At 62.3% G+C, this 16,867-nt stretch carries 13 protein-coding genes; 7 read left to right on the forward strand and 6 right to left on the reverse strand.

The window, feature by feature from the left end:
* Window positions 1-26: 26 nt before the first annotated feature.
* A complete protein-coding gene (locus DBP26_RS06045; protein WP_108236494.1) occupies window positions 27-3,533 on the reverse strand; it encodes a response regulator in 3,507 nt (1,168 codons plus the stop codon).
* Between the two features lie 271 nt (window positions 3,534-3,804).
* On the opposite strand from DBP26_RS06045, the gene DBP26_RS06050 reads away from it, so the two are divergent.
* Both DBP26_RS06050 and DBP26_RS06055 read left to right on the forward strand, forming a co-directional pair.
* Complete coding sequence (locus DBP26_RS06050) at window positions 3,805-4,170, forward strand: response regulator (RefSeq protein ID WP_108236493.1); 366 nt, start codon at window positions 3,805-3,807, stop codon at window positions 4,168-4,170.
* Complete coding sequence (locus DBP26_RS06055) at window positions 4,157-5,467, forward strand: glycosyltransferase (RefSeq protein WP_256600597.1); 1,311 nt, start codon at window positions 4,157-4,159, stop codon at window positions 5,465-5,467. Before DBP26_RS06050 ends, DBP26_RS06055 begins: the two co-directional genes overlap by 14 nt.
* Before the next feature lie 47 nt (window positions 5,468-5,514).
* On the opposite strand, the gene DBP26_RS06060 is transcribed toward DBP26_RS06055, so the two are convergent.
* From DBP26_RS06060 to DBP26_RS06080, 5 genes are all read right to left on the reverse strand, one after another.
* Entirely contained in the window at window positions 5,515-7,245 is a 1,731-nt protein-coding gene (locus DBP26_RS06060) for a PAS domain-containing sensor histidine kinase (RefSeq protein ID WP_108236491.1), read from the reverse strand.
* Window positions 7,229-8,392, reverse strand: coding sequence for an alcohol dehydrogenase-like regulatory protein ErcA (gene ercA, locus DBP26_RS06065; RefSeq protein ID WP_108236490.1), 1,164 nt, complete (start codon window positions 8,390-8,392; stop codon window positions 7,229-7,231). The genes DBP26_RS06060 and ercA overlap by 17 nt, the downstream gene beginning before the upstream one ends.
* A 94-nt stretch (window positions 8,393-8,486) precedes the next feature.
* The gene (locus DBP26_RS06070; protein WP_108236489.1) at window positions 8,487-9,026 is read right to left on the reverse strand and encodes a methylated-DNA--[protein]-cysteine S-methyltransferase; all 540 of its coding nucleotides are present in this window, start codon (window positions 9,024-9,026) and stop codon (window positions 8,487-8,489) included.
* Window positions 9,027-9,128: 102 nt separating this feature from the next.
* Window positions 9,129-9,806 (reverse strand): hypothetical protein, encoded by a 678-nt coding sequence (locus DBP26_RS06075; RefSeq protein WP_108236488.1) that lies wholly within the window; start codon window positions 9,804-9,806, stop codon window positions 9,129-9,131.
* Between the two features lie 204 nt (window positions 9,807-10,010).
* Window positions 10,011-11,147 carry an MFS transporter gene (locus DBP26_RS06080; RefSeq protein ID WP_108236487.1) on the reverse strand — a complete coding sequence of 379 codons (1,137 nt, stop codon included), beginning with the start codon at window positions 11,145-11,147 and terminating at the stop codon, window positions 10,011-10,013.
* A gap of 424 nt (window positions 11,148-11,571) precedes the next feature.
* On the opposite strand from DBP26_RS06080, the gene DBP26_RS06085 reads away from it, so the two are divergent.
* From DBP26_RS06085 to DBP26_RS06105, 5 genes are all read left to right on the forward strand, one after another.
* A complete protein-coding gene (locus DBP26_RS06085; RefSeq protein ID WP_108236486.1) occupies window positions 11,572-12,594 on the forward strand; it encodes a LacI family DNA-binding transcriptional regulator in 1,023 nt (340 codons plus the stop codon).
* Window positions 12,595-12,694: 100 nt separating this feature from the next.
* Complete coding sequence (locus tag DBP26_RS06090) at window positions 12,695-13,492, forward strand: TIM barrel protein (RefSeq protein ID WP_108236485.1); 798 nt, start codon at window positions 12,695-12,697, stop codon at window positions 13,490-13,492.
* Entirely contained in the window at window positions 13,485-14,444 is a 960-nt protein-coding gene (locus DBP26_RS06095) for a sugar kinase (protein ID WP_108236484.1), read from the forward strand. Before DBP26_RS06090 ends, DBP26_RS06095 begins: the two co-directional genes overlap by 8 nt.
* A gap of 75 nt (window positions 14,445-14,519) precedes the next feature.
* A complete protein-coding gene (locus DBP26_RS06100) occupies window positions 14,520-15,836 on the forward strand; it encodes an MFS transporter (protein WP_108236483.1) in 1,317 nt (438 codons plus the stop codon).
* 14 nt (window positions 15,837-15,850) lie between these two features.
* A complete protein-coding gene (locus DBP26_RS06105; protein ID WP_108236482.1) occupies window positions 15,851-16,834 on the forward strand; it encodes an NAD(P)-dependent oxidoreductase in 984 nt (327 codons plus the stop codon).
* Window positions 16,835-16,867 lie beyond the last annotated feature (33 nt).

The following is a 16,867-nucleotide window of genomic DNA, read 5'->3' on the forward strand; positions in this document are numbered from 1 at the left end:
GGGCGTGGTCAATTGATCCGGCTCATTCAAATACGTTCCATTTTGGGCAGCCACACGCGGATCAGCGAGAACAGGCGATCCAGATCGATCGGTTTGGCCAGGTAGTCGTTGGAGCCTGCCTGCAGGCAGCGCTCCTGGTCGTCCTTCATCGCCTTGGCGGTCACCGCAATGATCGGCAGCTTGCGCCAGCGCGGGTCCTTGCGGATTTGCAGGGTGGCCTCGTAGCCGTCCATTTCCGGCATCATCACGTCCATGAGCACCAGGTCGATATCCTCGACACTGTTCAGTTTGTCGATGGCCTCAAGGCCGTTACGACCGACTTCCACGATCGCACCCTTGTGCTCCAATGCACTGGTGAGGGCAAAGATGTTGCGCACGTCATCGTCCACCACCAGAATCTTGCGCCCCTCGAAGACCCGGTCGCGGCTGCGCGCGGTCTTGAGCATTTTCTGACGCTCGTTGGACAGTTGCGACTCGACCTTGTGCAGGAACAGCGTCACCTCATCGAGCAGCCGCTCCGGGGAGCGCGCGCCCTTGATGATGATGGTTCTGGAGTACTTGAGCAGCTCGGCTTCTTCCTCACGCGTGAGGTTGCGTCCGGTGTAGACGATCACCGGCGGGAACGCGCGGATTTCATCCGTCGACATGCGCTTGAGCAGGTCATTACCGAGCATGTCCGGCAGCTTCAGGTCGATGATCATGCAGTCGTAAGCGTTGTCGCGCAGCAACGCCAGGGCATCCTGAGCGAAGCCGACGGCGGTGATTTCGATGTCGTCGTCGCCGATCAGCCGGGCTATGCTGTCACGCTGCAGGGCGTCGTCTTCCACCAGCAGCACGCGCTTGACCTTCTGCGTCAGCTTGGCCTCGAGACGAGCGAACACGTCCTTGAGTTCTTCACGCGTCGTCGGCTTGACTGCATAGCCGATGGCCCCCATCTGCAAAGCCGCTTCCTGGCGGTCTTCCACGGAGATTACATGCACCGGGATATGGCGCGTCGTCGGCATTTCCTTCAAGCGTTGCAGGACGGTCAGCCCGGAATGGTCGGGCAGGCGCATGTCGAGCAGGATGGCGTCCGGCAGGAAATTGGACGCCAGGTCGAAGCCCTCATCGGCAGCATGGGCCACCAGGCAGTGGTAGCCCAGTTCATGGGCCAGGTCGTAAAGAATGTGGGCAAAGCGCACTTCATCTTCGATGACCAGAATGCAGCGGTTGTCGAACGGCACCTTTTCCCGGTCGTCGGCGAACCGAGGGATGGGTTCGGCCACGGCTGCCGGCGCTGAAGCCATCGACGCGGGCTGTGCAGCGGCAGGCGACACGACCGGCGCAGGGACCGCGGGGGCTGGCGCGGCCTCGATAAGGGTAGCGTCCTCGACGTACTGTTCCGGGAGCACGAGGGTGAACACACTGCCCTGCCCCAACGCACTGGTGACCGAGATGGAACCGCCCAGCAGGCGCGCCAGATCGCGGGAGATCGACAGCCCCAGGCCGGTGCCGCCATAGCGGCGGTTAGTGGTGCCGTCTGCCTGATGGAAGGCTTCGAAGATGCTGTCCTGCTGGTCTTCGGCAATGCCGATGCCGGAGTCTCGCACCGTGAAGACGATCCCTTCGCCGGGCTGACGCGACACGGTCAGGCTGACTGAACCTGCCTCGGTGAATTTGATGGCATTGGACAGCAGATTCTTGAGCACCTGTTCCAGCCGCTGGCGGTCGGTGTACAGCGCCACGGGAGAGCCAGGCTGGATCTCTACCGAAAACTGCAGGCGCTTATCGGCCGCCAGCGGCTCGAACAGCATCCGCAGGCTATCGACCAGACGGCTGACGGAGCAGTTTTCCGGGCGCACATCGAGCTTGCCGGCCTCGACCTTGGCGATGTCGAGAATGTCGTTGATCAGGTTCAACAGGTCGTTGCCGGCGGAGTAGATCGATTCGGCGAATGTCACCTGCTCTTGCGTCAGGTTTTCCTGCGGGTTGTCCGCCAGCAACTTGGCCAGGATGAGCGAGCTGTTCAGCGGCGTGCGCAGCTCGTGGGACATGTTGGCGAGGAATTCGGATTTGTATTTGCTGGAGCGCTGCAACGCATCGGCGCGCGCTTCCAGTTCGATCTGGGCAATGTTCAGTTCTTCGTTGTTGCGATCCAGGGCGTCGCGTTGCTCGGCCAGTGCCTTGCTCTGCTCGGACAATTGCAGGTTGGTCTGCTCCAGCTCGACCTGTTGGGTTTCCAGGTGAGCCTGGGATTCCTTGAGGATGCGCGATTGCTCCTCCAGCTCTTCGTTGGCGGTGCGCAATTCTTCCTGCTGGACTTGCAGCTCTTCGTTGAGTTGCTGGGTCTCCGCCAGAACCTCCTGTAGCCGCTGCCGGTAACGGGCGGCTTCGATGGACGTGCCGACGTTGTCGGCGACCAGCTCCAGAAACTCCAGGTCGCGCTGGGTCAGCTCGCGCAGGAAGCCCAACTCGATGACGCCATTGACCTGGTCGTCATTGCTGGTCGGGACCACGACCACACTGCGCGGCGACCCCTCACCCAGGCCCGAAGTGACCTTGAAGTAATCCTGCGGCACGTTGTCCAGGGTGATGATCCGATCCTGTTCGGCGGCTTTGCCCACCACACCCTCACCGCTGTAGATCGACTGTTCCTGCTGCTCTTGCTCACGGGAAAAACCATAGGAGGCCACGCGCACCAGCCCCCCATGCTCCTGGCGGACATAGGCCGCGGCCACCACCGCCCCAAGGTGTTGCGCAAAGAACTGCAGCACATTGCGCCCCAGCAGGTTCAACGTCAGTTGCCCGATCACCTGCTCGGCCAGGGCGCTCTGGCCATTGCGCAGCCAGGCCACATGGGCCAGGCGCTCGGCATCTTCTTGTTGAGCCTTCATGTTGGCGTTGTAGGTCGTGGACAGCGCCGTCATGTCGCGCCGCCCGACCCAGGCCAATATCCCGCTGACGATCAGGACGAACACCACGTAAAGCGAAACCGATATCACGGTGGTGCGGGTCACGTCCGAGTTGCGCGTCAGCCGCAGTTGGTGCTCGACATTGGCTGCCTGATCGTATTGCTCGCGAATCTCATCGGTCAGGCGCTTGCCCTGACGGTTCAGCACGGGTGTCGCGTAATCGCCATTGTTGCGGCGCAGATTGATCATGCTTTGCGCGAACTGGTTCCACGATTCCTGCATCGCCGCCAGACGGCGGAAGCGATCGACCTGATCGGGATTGTCGGCCACCAGCTCTTCCAGGCCCTTGAGCTCGGAGATGATGTTGGGCTTGGCCACTTCGTAAGGGTCGAGAAAACGTTCGTCGCCCGTCAGGAGGTAGCCGCGCATGCCGGTTTCCATATCCACCGACAGCTTCAGCGAGCGGTTGATGTTGTTGATGACCCGATCGGTGTGCTCCACCCATTGAATCGCCGACAGCAGGTAACTGATTAAAATCACGAAAAACGCGGCACTGAGGACGCCGACCGCGAGGGGAAGACTCACATTGCGGCTCAGCAGTTTGCGGAAACGTTGCTCATTGACAGCAGAGGTTTGGATCATCGCAAGGCCCGGGACACATTCGGATAAACGTGGGAGTTTGCCGCATTCTGCGACAAAAAACTCTGACTTCATGGCACAGATCAAAGTTTTTATGCGCTGGAATCGACAGGGCCAGTGCGCGCACTATACGTTTGCGTGATTTCTTTGCGCCATAACACTCAAATGAGGTGTGTTTTTGCGGCCTGGATGTTGTCACAATCACCCGCTTAGCTGTTTACACTGATCGGGGCACACTCCACCTGATCGATCAAACCATTTGAAGGAACCTTCCATGTCCGACCCAGCCCGCACGATTCTGGTGGTTGAAGATGACGACATCGTGCGCATGTTGATCGTCGATGTACTTGATGAGCTCGAATACACCGTGCTCGAAGCCGCCGACGGCAGCGAAGCGCTGACCTTTCTAAACAAGGAAGACCTCACCATCGACCTGATGATGACCGACCAGGGCTTGCCCGACATGCGAGGCACCGACCTGGCCATACAAGCCGCCGCGTTGCGTCCGTCCCTGCCCGTGCTGTTCGCCAGCGGGTATGCCGAGAACATCGATGTGCCGCCGGGCATGCACCTGATCGGCAAGCCGTTTTCCATCGACCAATTGCGCGACAAGGTCAACGGTATCCTTGTCCAGTCATAGTCACCCCGCCCGCGTACTGATCATCGGATACGTTTGGCCAGAGCCCCGCTCCTCGGCCGCCAGCGGCCATGTGATGCAACTGATCGACTGTTTCCTCGAGCAGGGCTGGCACATCACCTTCGCCAGCGCGGCCACCGAGGGCGAGCACAAGGCCGACCTCGCCGCCCTCGGCATCGTCGAAGTGCCCATCGAACTGAACAACAGCAGCTTCGACGCCTTCATCGGCGAGCTGCAACCGGATGTGGTGCTGTTCGACCAGTTCCTGATGGAAGAACAGTTCGGCTGGCGCGTGGAACGGCACGCGCCGAACGCGGTGCGAGTGCTTGAGACGTCCGACCTGCAAAGCCTGCGTCATGCCCGTCACCGACGCGTCAAGGAACGCCTCGACGGCCATCCGGACGTCGACCTGTCCAGCTACTTCGAGATGCCCCATGACGCGCTTTTTTCAAGCATGGCGACCACCGATATCGCCCAGCGGGAAATCGCCGCCATCTACCGGTGCGACTTGAGCCTGATGGTCTCCGATCTGGAAATCGCCCTGTTGACCGAGCAATTCGGTGTGCCATCGTCGATCCTGCACTGGGCGCCGTTGTTGGTGCGCACTGTCCCACGGCAGGCGCCCGGCTATGCAGAGCGTGCGCATTTCTTGACCATTGGCAATTTCCGCCACGCTCCGAACTGGGATGCGGTGCTGTGGTTGAAAAACGCAATCTGGCCGCTGATCCGCCAGTGCCTGCCGACGGCTCAGTTGCACGTGTACGGTGCCTACACGCCGCCCAAAGCGACCGCGCTGCACAATGCGGCACAGGGTTTTCACATCATGAACCGGGCCGAAGATGCGCTGGCGGTGATGTCCGCCACCCGGGTGTCGCTGGCACCGCTGCGCTTCGGCGCCGGGATCAAGGGCAAGATCATCGATGCGATGATCTGCGGTACGCCCACGGTCACCACCCCCATCGGCGCCGAGGCCATGCACGGCGAGCTGCCCTTCCCCGGTGCCATCGCGCGGGATGCTCGCTCACTGGCGGAACAGGCCGTGCAGCTCTACACCGATCAGGCGCGCTGGGAAGCCTCGCAGCGTGACGCTTGGAAGGTGCTGGAGGCGCGCTTTCGCTTCGCACCGCACTGCCAGGCTTTGATCGAGCGCATCGATCACCTGCGCAGCGACTTGGGTGCGCACCGTGCGGCGAACTTCACCGGCGCCATGCTGCGTCACCATTTGCACAAGAGCACGCAGTACATGGCCCAGTGGATCGAGGCGAAGAACCGCAATCCCCAGCCTCTCAGCCGTGACTGACACCCATCGGAGCAGTTGGGCCATCGTCTGCGCTGTTTCCCAGAGAATCAGCCCAGCAGTTGGCTCAACACTGCCCGCAGTTTTCCGGGCTTCACCGGCTTGTTCAACAGCGGCGCGTTGAGCGTCTGCAGCGCGTGTCGACAACGGTCTGTTCGGTCGGCGGTGATCATCACGCAGGGAATCGCGACACCGAAGTGCGCGCGCAGGCGCGCCACCACGTCACACCCCAGCACGCCATGATCAAGATGAAAATCGAACAGAATCGTTTCGGGCGCCCGCCCCGCCAACACCTCCAGGGACGACGCTTCGTCGCTGGCGGTGAGCACCTCGCAGCCCCACTGGCCCAATAGCGCGGCCATGCTTTCCAGAATGCCGGTCTCGTTGTCGATGACCAGCAAACGACGGCCGGGCAAGGGATCACCGATACCGGCTTGTGGCTGAACGCTGACGGAGGCCGGAACAGGGACTTCGGCCGAGAGCGGCACGTCGAAAGCGAACACCGAGCCTCGGCCTGGGCGGGAGCGCACCTGAATGCTTCCACCGAGAATCCGCCCGATACGCTCGACGATGGCCAGCCCCAACCCGACGCCCTTGCGGTCCGACGTGCGCCCGACGTCAAGCTGATTGAATTCCAGAAAGATCGATGCCAGACGGTCTGCCGCAATGCCACATCCGGTGTCCCAGACCTCGATCCGCAGGTGAGCCCCGCGCTTGCGCGCCCCCAGCAAAATGCCGCCTCGCTCGGTATAACGGCAGGCGTTGCTGAGGAAATTGCGCAATATCCGCGTCAACAGGCGAAAGTCGGTGCGAACGGCAAATGCGCCGATGTGCGCCCGCAAGCTCAACCCCGCCGCCGCTGCCACAGGCTGGAATTCCGAGACGAGGGGCGCCAGCACCTCATCCAGTCGATACAGGTCGATGTCCGGCTGGATCGACGCCCGGTCGAACTTGGCGATGTCCAGCAGGTCGGTCAGCAGGTCCTCTGCCCCTTCCAGCGCGTGGTGAGTGCGTTCGACCAGGGTCGCCTCCGCCTGCGGCAGGTGACGTTCGCGCAACGTCGAAATCAGCAAGCGGGCCGCGTTCAACGGCTGCAACAGATCGTGGCTGGCGGCCGCCAGGTATTTGTCCTTGCTGAGGTTGGCCGCTTCGGCAGCGTCCCGGGCGTCGCGCAAGTCGTGTTCGATCCGTTCGCGGCGAGCAATCTGCTGCTGAAGATTGAGGTTGGCCTCCCACAACTCGTCGGTCCGCGCGGCCACCCGTTGCTCCAACTGATCGTTGAGCTCCTGCAAGCGCTGTTGAGCCAGCTTGCGTTCGGTGATGTCCGCAACGAAACCCTCATACACGCCGTCTTCCTCGGGCTTGAGCAAGAGGCTCATCAGCACGTCGATGCAACGGCCGTCCTTGCGCTTCAGGCGAGTCTCGTAGCCTTGAACGCCGCCTTCGCGGGTCAAGGCCGTGACGATCCGGTTCATTTCAGGCTGACCGCCGACGAACAGGGCGCCGGCCAGGTCGTCGAGGGCCAGCAAGGCTTCTTGCGGATCGTCATACCCCAGCATGCGCGCCAGCGCTGGGTTCGCCGCCCGCAACCCCTCATTCACACGCGCCTGGAAAATGCCATACACGGCATGTTCGAACAGCCATTTATAGCGATTGCGCTCGTTCTCCAGCTCCGCCAGACGCAGCGTCAGCTCCGGGTAATGGCTTTTGCGCGTCGAGTGATTGCCCAGACCGAGCAGCGCGGTCAGCGCGTTTTCCCGGGGATCAGAGGGCTTCGCCATACACCACTTCGACGTCGCGCTGACTCGAGGCCCGGGGGTTGGTCAGGATGCATGGATCACCCATGGCGTGGCGGGAGAGGAACGGGATGTCGCTGCTGCTCACACCGTGCCGACCGAGGGTTTCGTGAAAGCCGATCTGGCGCTTGAGCGCGATCAGGTGCTCGACCAGGCGTTTGCTGATGGCCGCGTGGTTGAGGCCTCGGCAATCGATGCCCAGCGTCTCGGCGATGACCTTGAAGCGCTCCGGGGCGGAGCTGTAGTTGAAGGCCACCACGTGCTCGACCAACACCGCGTTGCACAAGCCGTGCGGCAGGTCGAGGAAGCCACCCAGGCTGTGGGACATGGCGTGCACCGCCCCCAGGATCGCGTTGGAAAATGCCAGGCCCGCCTGCATGCTGCCCAGCATGATTTTTTCTCGCAGGGCGAGGTCTGCGGGGCTGGCGATCATCTGTACCAGATGCCCATTGATCAGACGCATGGCCTCCAGTGCGTGAGGGTCGGTCAGCGGCCCGTGGCCGGTGGACACGAACGCCTCGATGGCATGGACCAACGCGTCGATCCCGGTACAGGCAGACAGGAACGGGTCCATGCTCAGGGTGGTTTGCGGGTCGATCAACGCCACATCCGGCACCACGGCCTTGCTCACGATGGAAAACTTCATTCGCTCCTGCTGATCGGAAATGATCACGAACTGCGAGACGTCCGCTGAGGTGCCCGCGGTGGTCGGGATCAGAATCAGCGGCGGGCTGGGCACCCGGAGGGTATCCACGCCTTCGAACTCTAGAATGTTGCGCCCGTGCGCCACGGCAATGCCGATCGCCTTGCCGCAATCCATCGGGCTGCCGCCGCCGACGGCGACGATGACATCGCAGCCGTGTTCCCGATAGCACTCGGCCCCCCGCATCACTTCCTCGACCCGAGGATTGGGCGACACTTCGCTGTACAAGAAGGTATCAAGCCCCTGGCCGTGCAGGCTGGCCTCGATGTCCGCGACCCAGCCGGCCGCGATGACCCCAGAGTCGCTGACGACCATCACCTTGCGCGCGCCGAACGTCCGGGCATAGTTGCCCACGCTGTGGCGGCTGCCCGCGCCGAAGATGATTTCCGGGGACACGAATTTACGCAGCGGGTTGAGGCTCTGGCTCATGGCGGGCAGGTGATCGATTAGGCAGTTGATCGCCAGCGTAGAGCATCCGAACGGCAAAGCAATAGCACCTTGGTGCCGCTTTGGCGTAACCCGTTCAAAACAGCGGGACCTGCCTCGAGGGCTCGTTTCGGCCTCGTCGGGCCGGCGTTCGAGGCAGCCAGCCCTCCAGCGTCAACAGCCATTCTTTGGCTTCCAATCCACCGGCGAAACCGGTCAGTGCGCCGGAACGGCCGATCACCCGATGGCAGGGGGCGACGATAGAGATCGGATTTCGGCCATTGGCTGCACCCACCGCCCGCACCGCGGCGGGGTTGCCCAATTGGGTGGCAATGTCCAGATAACTGCGGGTTTCGCCGAACGGAATCGTCAGCAACGCCTGCCAGACCTGCATCTGGAACGCGGTGCCGTGAAACGCCAGCGGCAGATCGAACCGATCACGCGCCCCTGCAAAGTACTCGGCCAGTTGCCGCTCGGTACGGTCCAGGATGTCACTGCCGCAATCCGGGTCCATTGCGCCGAGCAGTACCCGGCCAGGTCGGTCGTTTTCCCAGAGAATGGCCGCCAGTGCAGGGCCTTTGGCGATCAATTTCAATTGCCCGACCGGAGAATCGATGAAACGGTAAGTGAAGGTCATGCCAGGCTCCTCGCTACGCGACGAGCGCCATATTACCGGGCGCCAAGGGCGAAACCATCCTGTTCTTGCGTTCAAATCACCCCGTGCAGAAGCGCCACCGGCTCAGGTGGGGCACCCCACCGCACCATCATTCAGATTTTGTTTGTAGTTTTCGTACTGCAAAGTCGCTTTGCCGTCGTTCCATTTCAGGGTCAGCACCATCACCGAATCGAAGTCATCGCCGGTCCAGTCCTGAACCAGTTTCAGGTCTTGGCCGGAGGCCCGCTCGGCGACCTTGTTGATCAGCTCAGGCAAGTAGCCGTGGGACCAGGCGGTGTAAATGGTCGCGTCGTGGTATTTGTCGCGCATGAGCTCACGGGCCAGGTCGCTGGTGTCGTTGGCCGCGAAGTCGATATTGACCGGCAATCCCAACTTGATGGCGCTGGGCCCTACGGTCATTAGAGGGCGCAGATAGCTGTAGGAATGGTCGCCGTCACCTTCTTCCACCCGGCGGTTGGGGTTGGCGGCGAAGATGAAATCGGCGTTGCCGAACGTATTCGGCAAAACGGTGGACAGGTCAATGGCGCGGTTCAAGCCTTGGCAATTCAGCTGCCCCAGCCCACTCTCGGGTTTCTCGGCGTGGCGCAGGAAAACCAGCGTCTGCGTACCATCCTTCGGCTCGGCGTGCACCCCCTTGCCCGCGGCGAACCAGAACAGCGCAGAGCCCAGCAGCAGCAAAGGGAGGGAGAGACAAGCGAGACGTTGCAACGGCGTTGAAGCGTTTGTTTTGAAGAAGGTCATGGTGGCCCGGGTTCTGTGTGAAGGGCGGACGCGCCCTGAACAACTTCCCTGTCCGCTGGCATCACTGGCCAACGCAGTTTGGTGAAACTTTATGTCCGTATGAAGAATGACCATCAGAGGCGAAAACACATCAAAGGTTGCATGCAAGCCCCTGATCTCGCGCGGTAATCGCCGAACGGTAGGTAAGCGAATGTTACAGCGCGCTCAAGCCGTCGCTTCGCGCACCTTGTAACGGCTGCAGATGATCGCGCTGATGACCACCGCCAGGCCGGCCAGGCTGTACACCCAGGATGGGGACGCAATGGGCAGAAGCACCCCTGCCAGCAGCGGTCCGACACCGGCCCCCACGTCTCTCCACACCGCATTGCCCGCCAAGGCCTGCACCCGTGCCGCGCCGGGGTTGCGTTCGGCCACCAGCGTGGTGACCAAAGGCAATTGCAGCGCCCGGAGGATCAAGACGCTGCCGGCGCCGATGATCAGCCAATGAAAACCAAAAGCAGTGAGCGCCAGCGTCGTGAGCCCGGAAAAGATCACCAACATGCGCACAGCGCCAAAGTGCGCCGCCGCCCGGCCACCCAAGGGGCTGAGCAGCATTTCCGAGGCATAGCGCAGGGCCAGCAGCACACCGGCAATGAACACGGCATTGCCTCCCAGCACCGATTGCGCTTGCAGGGAGAGGCCGAAAATGAACAGCCCGTCCAGTGCCACACCTTCGACGAAGGACCACATGGCGATACTGTCCGGCGCCTTGAAACGCCGCCCGCCCGTGCTGGGCATCGCGTGGGCCAGGTCAGGCAAGCCTCTGGCGACCACCCAGGCAACCAGCGAGCAACAGCCCAGAATCAGGAAGATCACCCGAGGCCCGAAATGCAGGCTGATCAGGGCCCCCAATGGCAAAGCCAGCATCGGCCCGATGGCGATGATCGCCCGTGAAGTCCCCGACCGGCGAGCGGCCCCGGCGGGTTCGGAGGTGGCCAAGGCTTGGGTCGAGAGGTTCAGCGCACCGAAGGTCAGCCCCCACCCCAGGCGCAGGATCAGCAGCCACCAGAAACCGACGAAAAACGAATTGCCGAATGCACACAGCGCCGAGACCAGCGCCGCCAGCATCACCGTGGGGCGGTCCCCGTGGCGGGCGTAGAAGCGCACGACATAGCTGTAGCCGAAGATCCGCACCAATCGATTGGCGGCCAGCAGAATCCCGGCCTCCGGCAGGCTGATACCGAAGGCCTCGGCGTTCATCGGCAGCAACAGATACAACAGGACATCACTGGGCAGGCACAGACTGAGAACAGTCGCCGAACGGCGTGATGCGGCGTCGGCAGCTCGGGCAGGGGCAGACATGCGCAGAAAGGTCCTGTAACACAATTGAAAGATGCAGCATGCAGAACGTGAAGGCTCGCTGACAATGTTTATCTTTCCCGGTCGGGGTTCGCTGGTTCATTTCGCTATTTAGTTGAGTAGGCGCCATCCCCTTCCTCCGCCATCGTCAAACGACCTGCCCGCTGTTGGTCTGGCAACAGCGGTTCAGCATTGTGTTGCGCTTTTTGACCTCACTTATGCCCTTGATCAGGGCTCAGGTCAGGCGCTGGTCGTCTGGCCCGGTCGCCCTGCTGAATGACAGGGCCCGTTTCGAGTACCCCCCCCATCACCTTTCATCCGATCCCGAGTTGACGACGCGTTCGCTTTGGTGTTTCCTGAAACCGGTTTCAGAGCCACACGCGCTCTGCCTCGAACGCCTGCTGACAACTCCAATAAGGGCCAGGCCATGAACAGCATTCCACTGCAGACGCGCGCCCGCGTCACCATGAACGATGTCGCCGACCTGGCCGGCGTGTCCAAGGCCAGCGTCTCGCGTTTCATCGGCGACGACCGCCAGCTCCTGTCCGAAGCCATCGCCCAGCGCATCGAGCAGGCCATCGACACCCTCGGCTATCGCCCCAACCAGATGGCCCGCGGCCTCAAACGCGGGCGTACCCGCCTGATCGGCATGCTGGTGGCGGACATTCGCAACCCCTATTCCATTGCCGTGATGCACGGCGTCGAAACCGCTTGCCGCAAGCACGGTTACAGCCTCGTGGTGTGCAATACCGATCGCGACGACGAGCAGGAACGCCTGCACCTCGCAGCGCTGCGCTCGTACAACATCGAAGGCCTGATCGTGAATACGCTGGGCCACCACCTCGACGAATTGCGCGAACTGCACAACGAGTTGCCTATGGTGTTGGTTGACCGCAAAGTCGATCAGTTGCAAAGCGATCTGGTGGGCCTCGACAACATTGACGCCGTGAATCAGGCACTCGACCACCTGCAAGCGTCGGGTTTCCGCGACATTCTCATGGTCACCGAGCCTCAGGACGGCACCAGCTCGCGCATCGAACGGGTCGAGGCATTCAACGCGGGCATCGCCGCTCGCTCGGCGCTGCGGGGCGACGTGACGGAAACCGGCGATCACCTTGCGCAGGACCTGCGCGCCTTTCTCGCGAACACCGGCCACGGCCCAAAAGCGGTATTCACCGGCAACGGGGTCGCCACCCTCTGCACCACGCGTCACTTGCACGAGTTGGGCTGCCAGCTATTCGACGACATCGGCCTGATCGCACTCGACGACCTGGACTGGTACCCGTTGGTGGGGAGCGGCATCACCGCCCTCGCGCAACCGACCCACGACATTGGCGTCACGGCTTTCGAGTGCCTGCTCGATCGCTTACGCGGGGATCGAGAGCCCACGCGGCTGTATGACTTCTCGGCGCAACTGATCGTCCGCGGGTCCACTCGCCGACGCGGCTGAAAAGCGCCGCCGCAGGTCGCCCTGGCCTGCCAATTGAACGAACTTTGCTGAAAGGCGCGAGTTCGAACGAAAATGAAACCGGTTTCAGAGGACGATAACAATGAACCGATACCCCGTAGCCATTAGCCTGGGCGCCTACGGTGCCGATTTGGTCCGCGAACGTGGACAGGCGGTTTTCATACCGCTACTGGCAGACGCCGGCGTGACGCGGATCGAATTGCGCGAAGAGCTCTTCACCGGTCGCGAGGACTTCTCCGCCCTCGCCGAAGCCATTCGCGCCCAGGGCCTTGAATGCCTGTATTCGGCGCCGTTGGAGCTCTGGCCAACGGATCGGCGCCACCCCAATCCGGAACTGGAATCTGCTCTGCAGCGGGCCCATGCCTGTGGCGCCACGTGGCTGAAGGTTTCGCTGGGCCACCTGACAGAAGACAGTGACGTCGCCGCACTGGCAGACCGACTGGCCCGCTACGACATCCAACTGCTGGTGGAAAACGACCAGACCGCGCAAGGGGGGCGCATCGAGCCGCTGGTGCGTTTCTTCGCGCGCGTCGAGGCCTTGCAGATGCCCATCAGCATGACCTTCGACATCGGCAACTGGATGTGGCAGGAACAATCGGCCAGTGCCGCCGCGCGGCAGTTGGGTCGCCATGTCCGCTACGTGCATTGTAAGGCGGTCGCGCGCAACGCGGCGGGGAAACTGGTCGCCGTCCCGCCCCGCGCCGCAGACCTGCACCTGTGGGAGCAGTTGTTCAGGCACATGCCCAGCGGCGTGCCCCGCGCCGTCGAATACCCTTTACAGGGCGAAGACCTGCTTGAAATCACCCGGCTTCAGGTTCAGACCCTGGCGAGCCTGGGCCAGCCTGAACCGCAATCGACGGAGGCGTTGAGCCATGTCTGACATCGATATCCTCTCGTTCGGCGAAACCATGACCATGCTGGTGGCCGAGCAGGCCGGTGATCTGGCGGCTGTGCGGCATTTCGAGAAACGCATCGCCGGTGCTGACAGCAATGTGGCCATCGGCCTGTCGCGGCTGGGGTTCAAGGTGGCCTGGCTGAGCCGGGTAGGCAATGACTCCATGGGCCGCTTCGTGACCGACAGCCTCTCTAAAGAAGGCGTCGACTGCCGTCATGTCACCGTCGATCCGTCGCACCCGACCGGCTTCCAATTCAAGTCACTGGAGCTGGAAGGCGCCGATCCGGTGGTCGAGTACTTTCGACGCGGTTCAGCGGCCAGTCACCTGTCCATCCATGACATCGTGCCCGACCTGCTGAAAGCGCGGCACTTGCACGCGACGGGCATTCCCGCTGCGCTTTCCGACACCTGCCGCGACTTGTCCCACACGCTGATGAGCCAGATGCGCGATGCCGGGCGCAGCGTGTCGTTCGACCCCAACCTGCGCCCCTCGCTGTGGCCAAGGCAGGCCACGATGATCCGCGAGGTCAACCGCCTGGCCAGCCTCGCCCACTGGGTCATGCCGGGGCTGGCGGAAGGCGAAGTGCTCACCGGCTTCGACACCCCGGGCGACATCGCTCAGTTCTATCTGGACCTGGGCGTCGAAGCCGTGATCATCAAACTCGGTGCCAAAGGCGCGTACTACCGCACGCAGCTCAACGAGGCGTTCATTCCGGGTGTACCGGTGGCGACAGTCATCGACACGGTTGGCGCAGGCGACGGCTTTGCAGTGGGCGTCATCAGCGCGTTACTGGAAAACCTCGACTTCGCCCAGGCGACTGCCCGTGGCAACTGGATCGGCAGCCAGGCGGTGCAAAGTCGCGGCGACATGGAAGGCCTGCCGACCCAGGGGGCCTTGCGGTTGGCCGAGCGCGCACCTCGACGACAGAGCGCCTGAACGAGGTCAACGTTTACCTGCACATTTTTGCCCCATACCTGCTGCAACAAAAACAACATGCTCAGGAAGCCCGACATGAACACATCACTCGACAACGTGAAACACGCTGGCCTGAAACGCCGCTGGTGGCTGATCATGCCCATCGTGTTCATCACCTACAGCCTCGCTTATCTGGACCGCGCCAACTATGGCTTTGCCGCCGCCTCCGGTATGGCCGAGGACCTGCACATCACCCCTGGCATGTCGTCGTTGCTGGGGGCGCTGTTCTTCCTCGGCTACTTCTTCTTTCAGGTGCCGGGCGCCATTTATGCGCAGAAGCGCAGCGTGAAGAAACTGATCTTCGTCAGCCTCATTCTCTGGGGCAGCCTGGCGACCCTGACCGGCATCGTGTCAAACGCCTACATGCTGATTGGTATCCGGTTCATGCTCGGCGTGGTCGAAGCAGCCGTGATGCCGGCGATGCTGGTGTACCTGTGCTACTGGTTCACCAAGGCTGAGCGCTCCCGGGCCAACACGGTGCTGATTCTCGGCAACCCGGTCACCCTCCTGTGGATGTCCGTGGTCTCGGGTTACCTGGTTGCACATTTCAGCTGGCGCTGGATGTTCATCGTCGAAGGCCTGCCTGCGGTGATCTGGGCATTCATCTGGTGGCGGCTGGTGGACGAACGCCCGGCGCAGGCTGACTGGCTGACCACCGACGAGAAGACCGAGCTGCAAGCACGGCTCGATGCCGAGCAGGTCGGTATCAAACCGGTGAAGAACTACGCCGAAGCCTTCCGGTCGCCGAAGGTGTTGCTGCTGGCTGCCCAGTATTTCTGCTGGAGCATCGGCGTCTATGGCTTCGTCCTGTGGCTGCCGACCATCATCAAGAAAGGCATGGAAATGGACATGGTCGAGGCCGGTTGGCTGTCGGCGTTGCCTTACCTGGCTGCGGTGATCGGCATGGTGGTGGTGTCTTGGGCGTCGGACAAGGCGCAAAAACGCAAGCTGTTCGTCTGGCCCCCGCTGCTGTTGGCGGCCGTAGCGTTCTACGGCTCGTACGCGCTGGGCACCGAGCACTTCTGGTGGTCCTACACCCTGCTGGTGGTCGCGGGGGCCTGCATGTACGCCCCCTACGGTCCGTTCTTCGCCATCGTGCCGGAAATCCTGCCGGCCAACGTCGCTGGCGGGGCCATGGCGCTGATCAACAGCCTCGGCGCCTTGGGTTCGTTCGCTGGCTCCTACCTGGTGGGTTACCTGAATGGCGTCACCGGCACACTCAGCGCTTCGTACCTGTTCATGAGCGGCGCGCTGTTGGTGTCGGTGGTGCTGACGCTGCTGCTCAAACCCGATGCTGCCGCCACGCCTTTGCGCGAAGGGCCGAACGTTTCCCGTACTCCTGCGCACCCTTGACCTGGACTTCCACAATGAAAAAACACGTCGTTTTGTACAAAACCCTGTCCGCGCCTTTGATGGCGCGCTTGGAGGCGGTGGCGCAGGTCACTGTCGTGGAGAACCCGAAAAGCCAGGACGGCTTGGCTCATCTGCGCGATGCCTTGCCCGAGGCTGAGGGGCTGTTGGGCGCGAGCCTCACGCTGGATGCTGATTTATTGTCGCTCGCCCCCCGCTTGCAGGTGGTGTCCAGCGTCTCGGTGGGCGTCGATAATTACCCTATCGACGAGCTGACGCGGCGCAGGATCCTGCTGACCAACACCCCGGATGTGCTCACCGAAACCACCGCAGACACCGGCTTCGCGCTCATCATGGCGACCGCCCGGCGCGTGGTCGAGCTGGCCAATTGGGTGCGCGACGGGCAATGGAAACAGAATATCGGCCCTGCCCATTTCGGCACCGATGTACACGGCAAGACGCTGGGCATCATCGGCATGGGGCGTATTGGTGAGGCGCTGGCGCAACGCGGCCATTTCGGGTTTGGCATGCGCGTGATTTACCACAGCCACTCGCAAAAACCGGCGGTGGACGCCCGCTTTGGCGCTGAATACCGAAGCCTGGACGCGCTGCTGCAAGAAGCGGACTTTGTCTGCCTCACCCTGCCCTTGACCGCCCAAACCCAGGGATTGATCGGTGCGGAACAATTCGCTCGGATGCGCCCCGAGACGATCTTCATCAACATCGCTCGAGGCAAGGTGGTGGACGAGCAAGCGATGATCGAGGCCCTGCGAAGCGGCCAAATCCGTGCCGCGGGGCTGGATGTCTTCACGCAGGAGCCGCTGCCTGTGGATTCCCCATTGCTGACGTTCGACAATGTCGTCGCCACGCCCCACATGGGCTCTGCCACCCATGAAACCCGCGAAGCGATGGCCGCCTGTGCGGTGGACAACCTGATCAGCGCGCTGAACGGTCAGCGACCAAAGGATTTAGTGAATCCCGAAGCCTGGCCGCGCGGATGAGGGCGTCGCAGCACTGCAGTGCTGCGACTTTCC

The sequence above is a fragment of the Pseudomonas sp. RIT409 genome, from assembly GCF_003052515.2.
Classification (GTDB): Bacteria; Pseudomonadota; Gammaproteobacteria; order Pseudomonadales; family Pseudomonadaceae; genus Aquipseudomonas.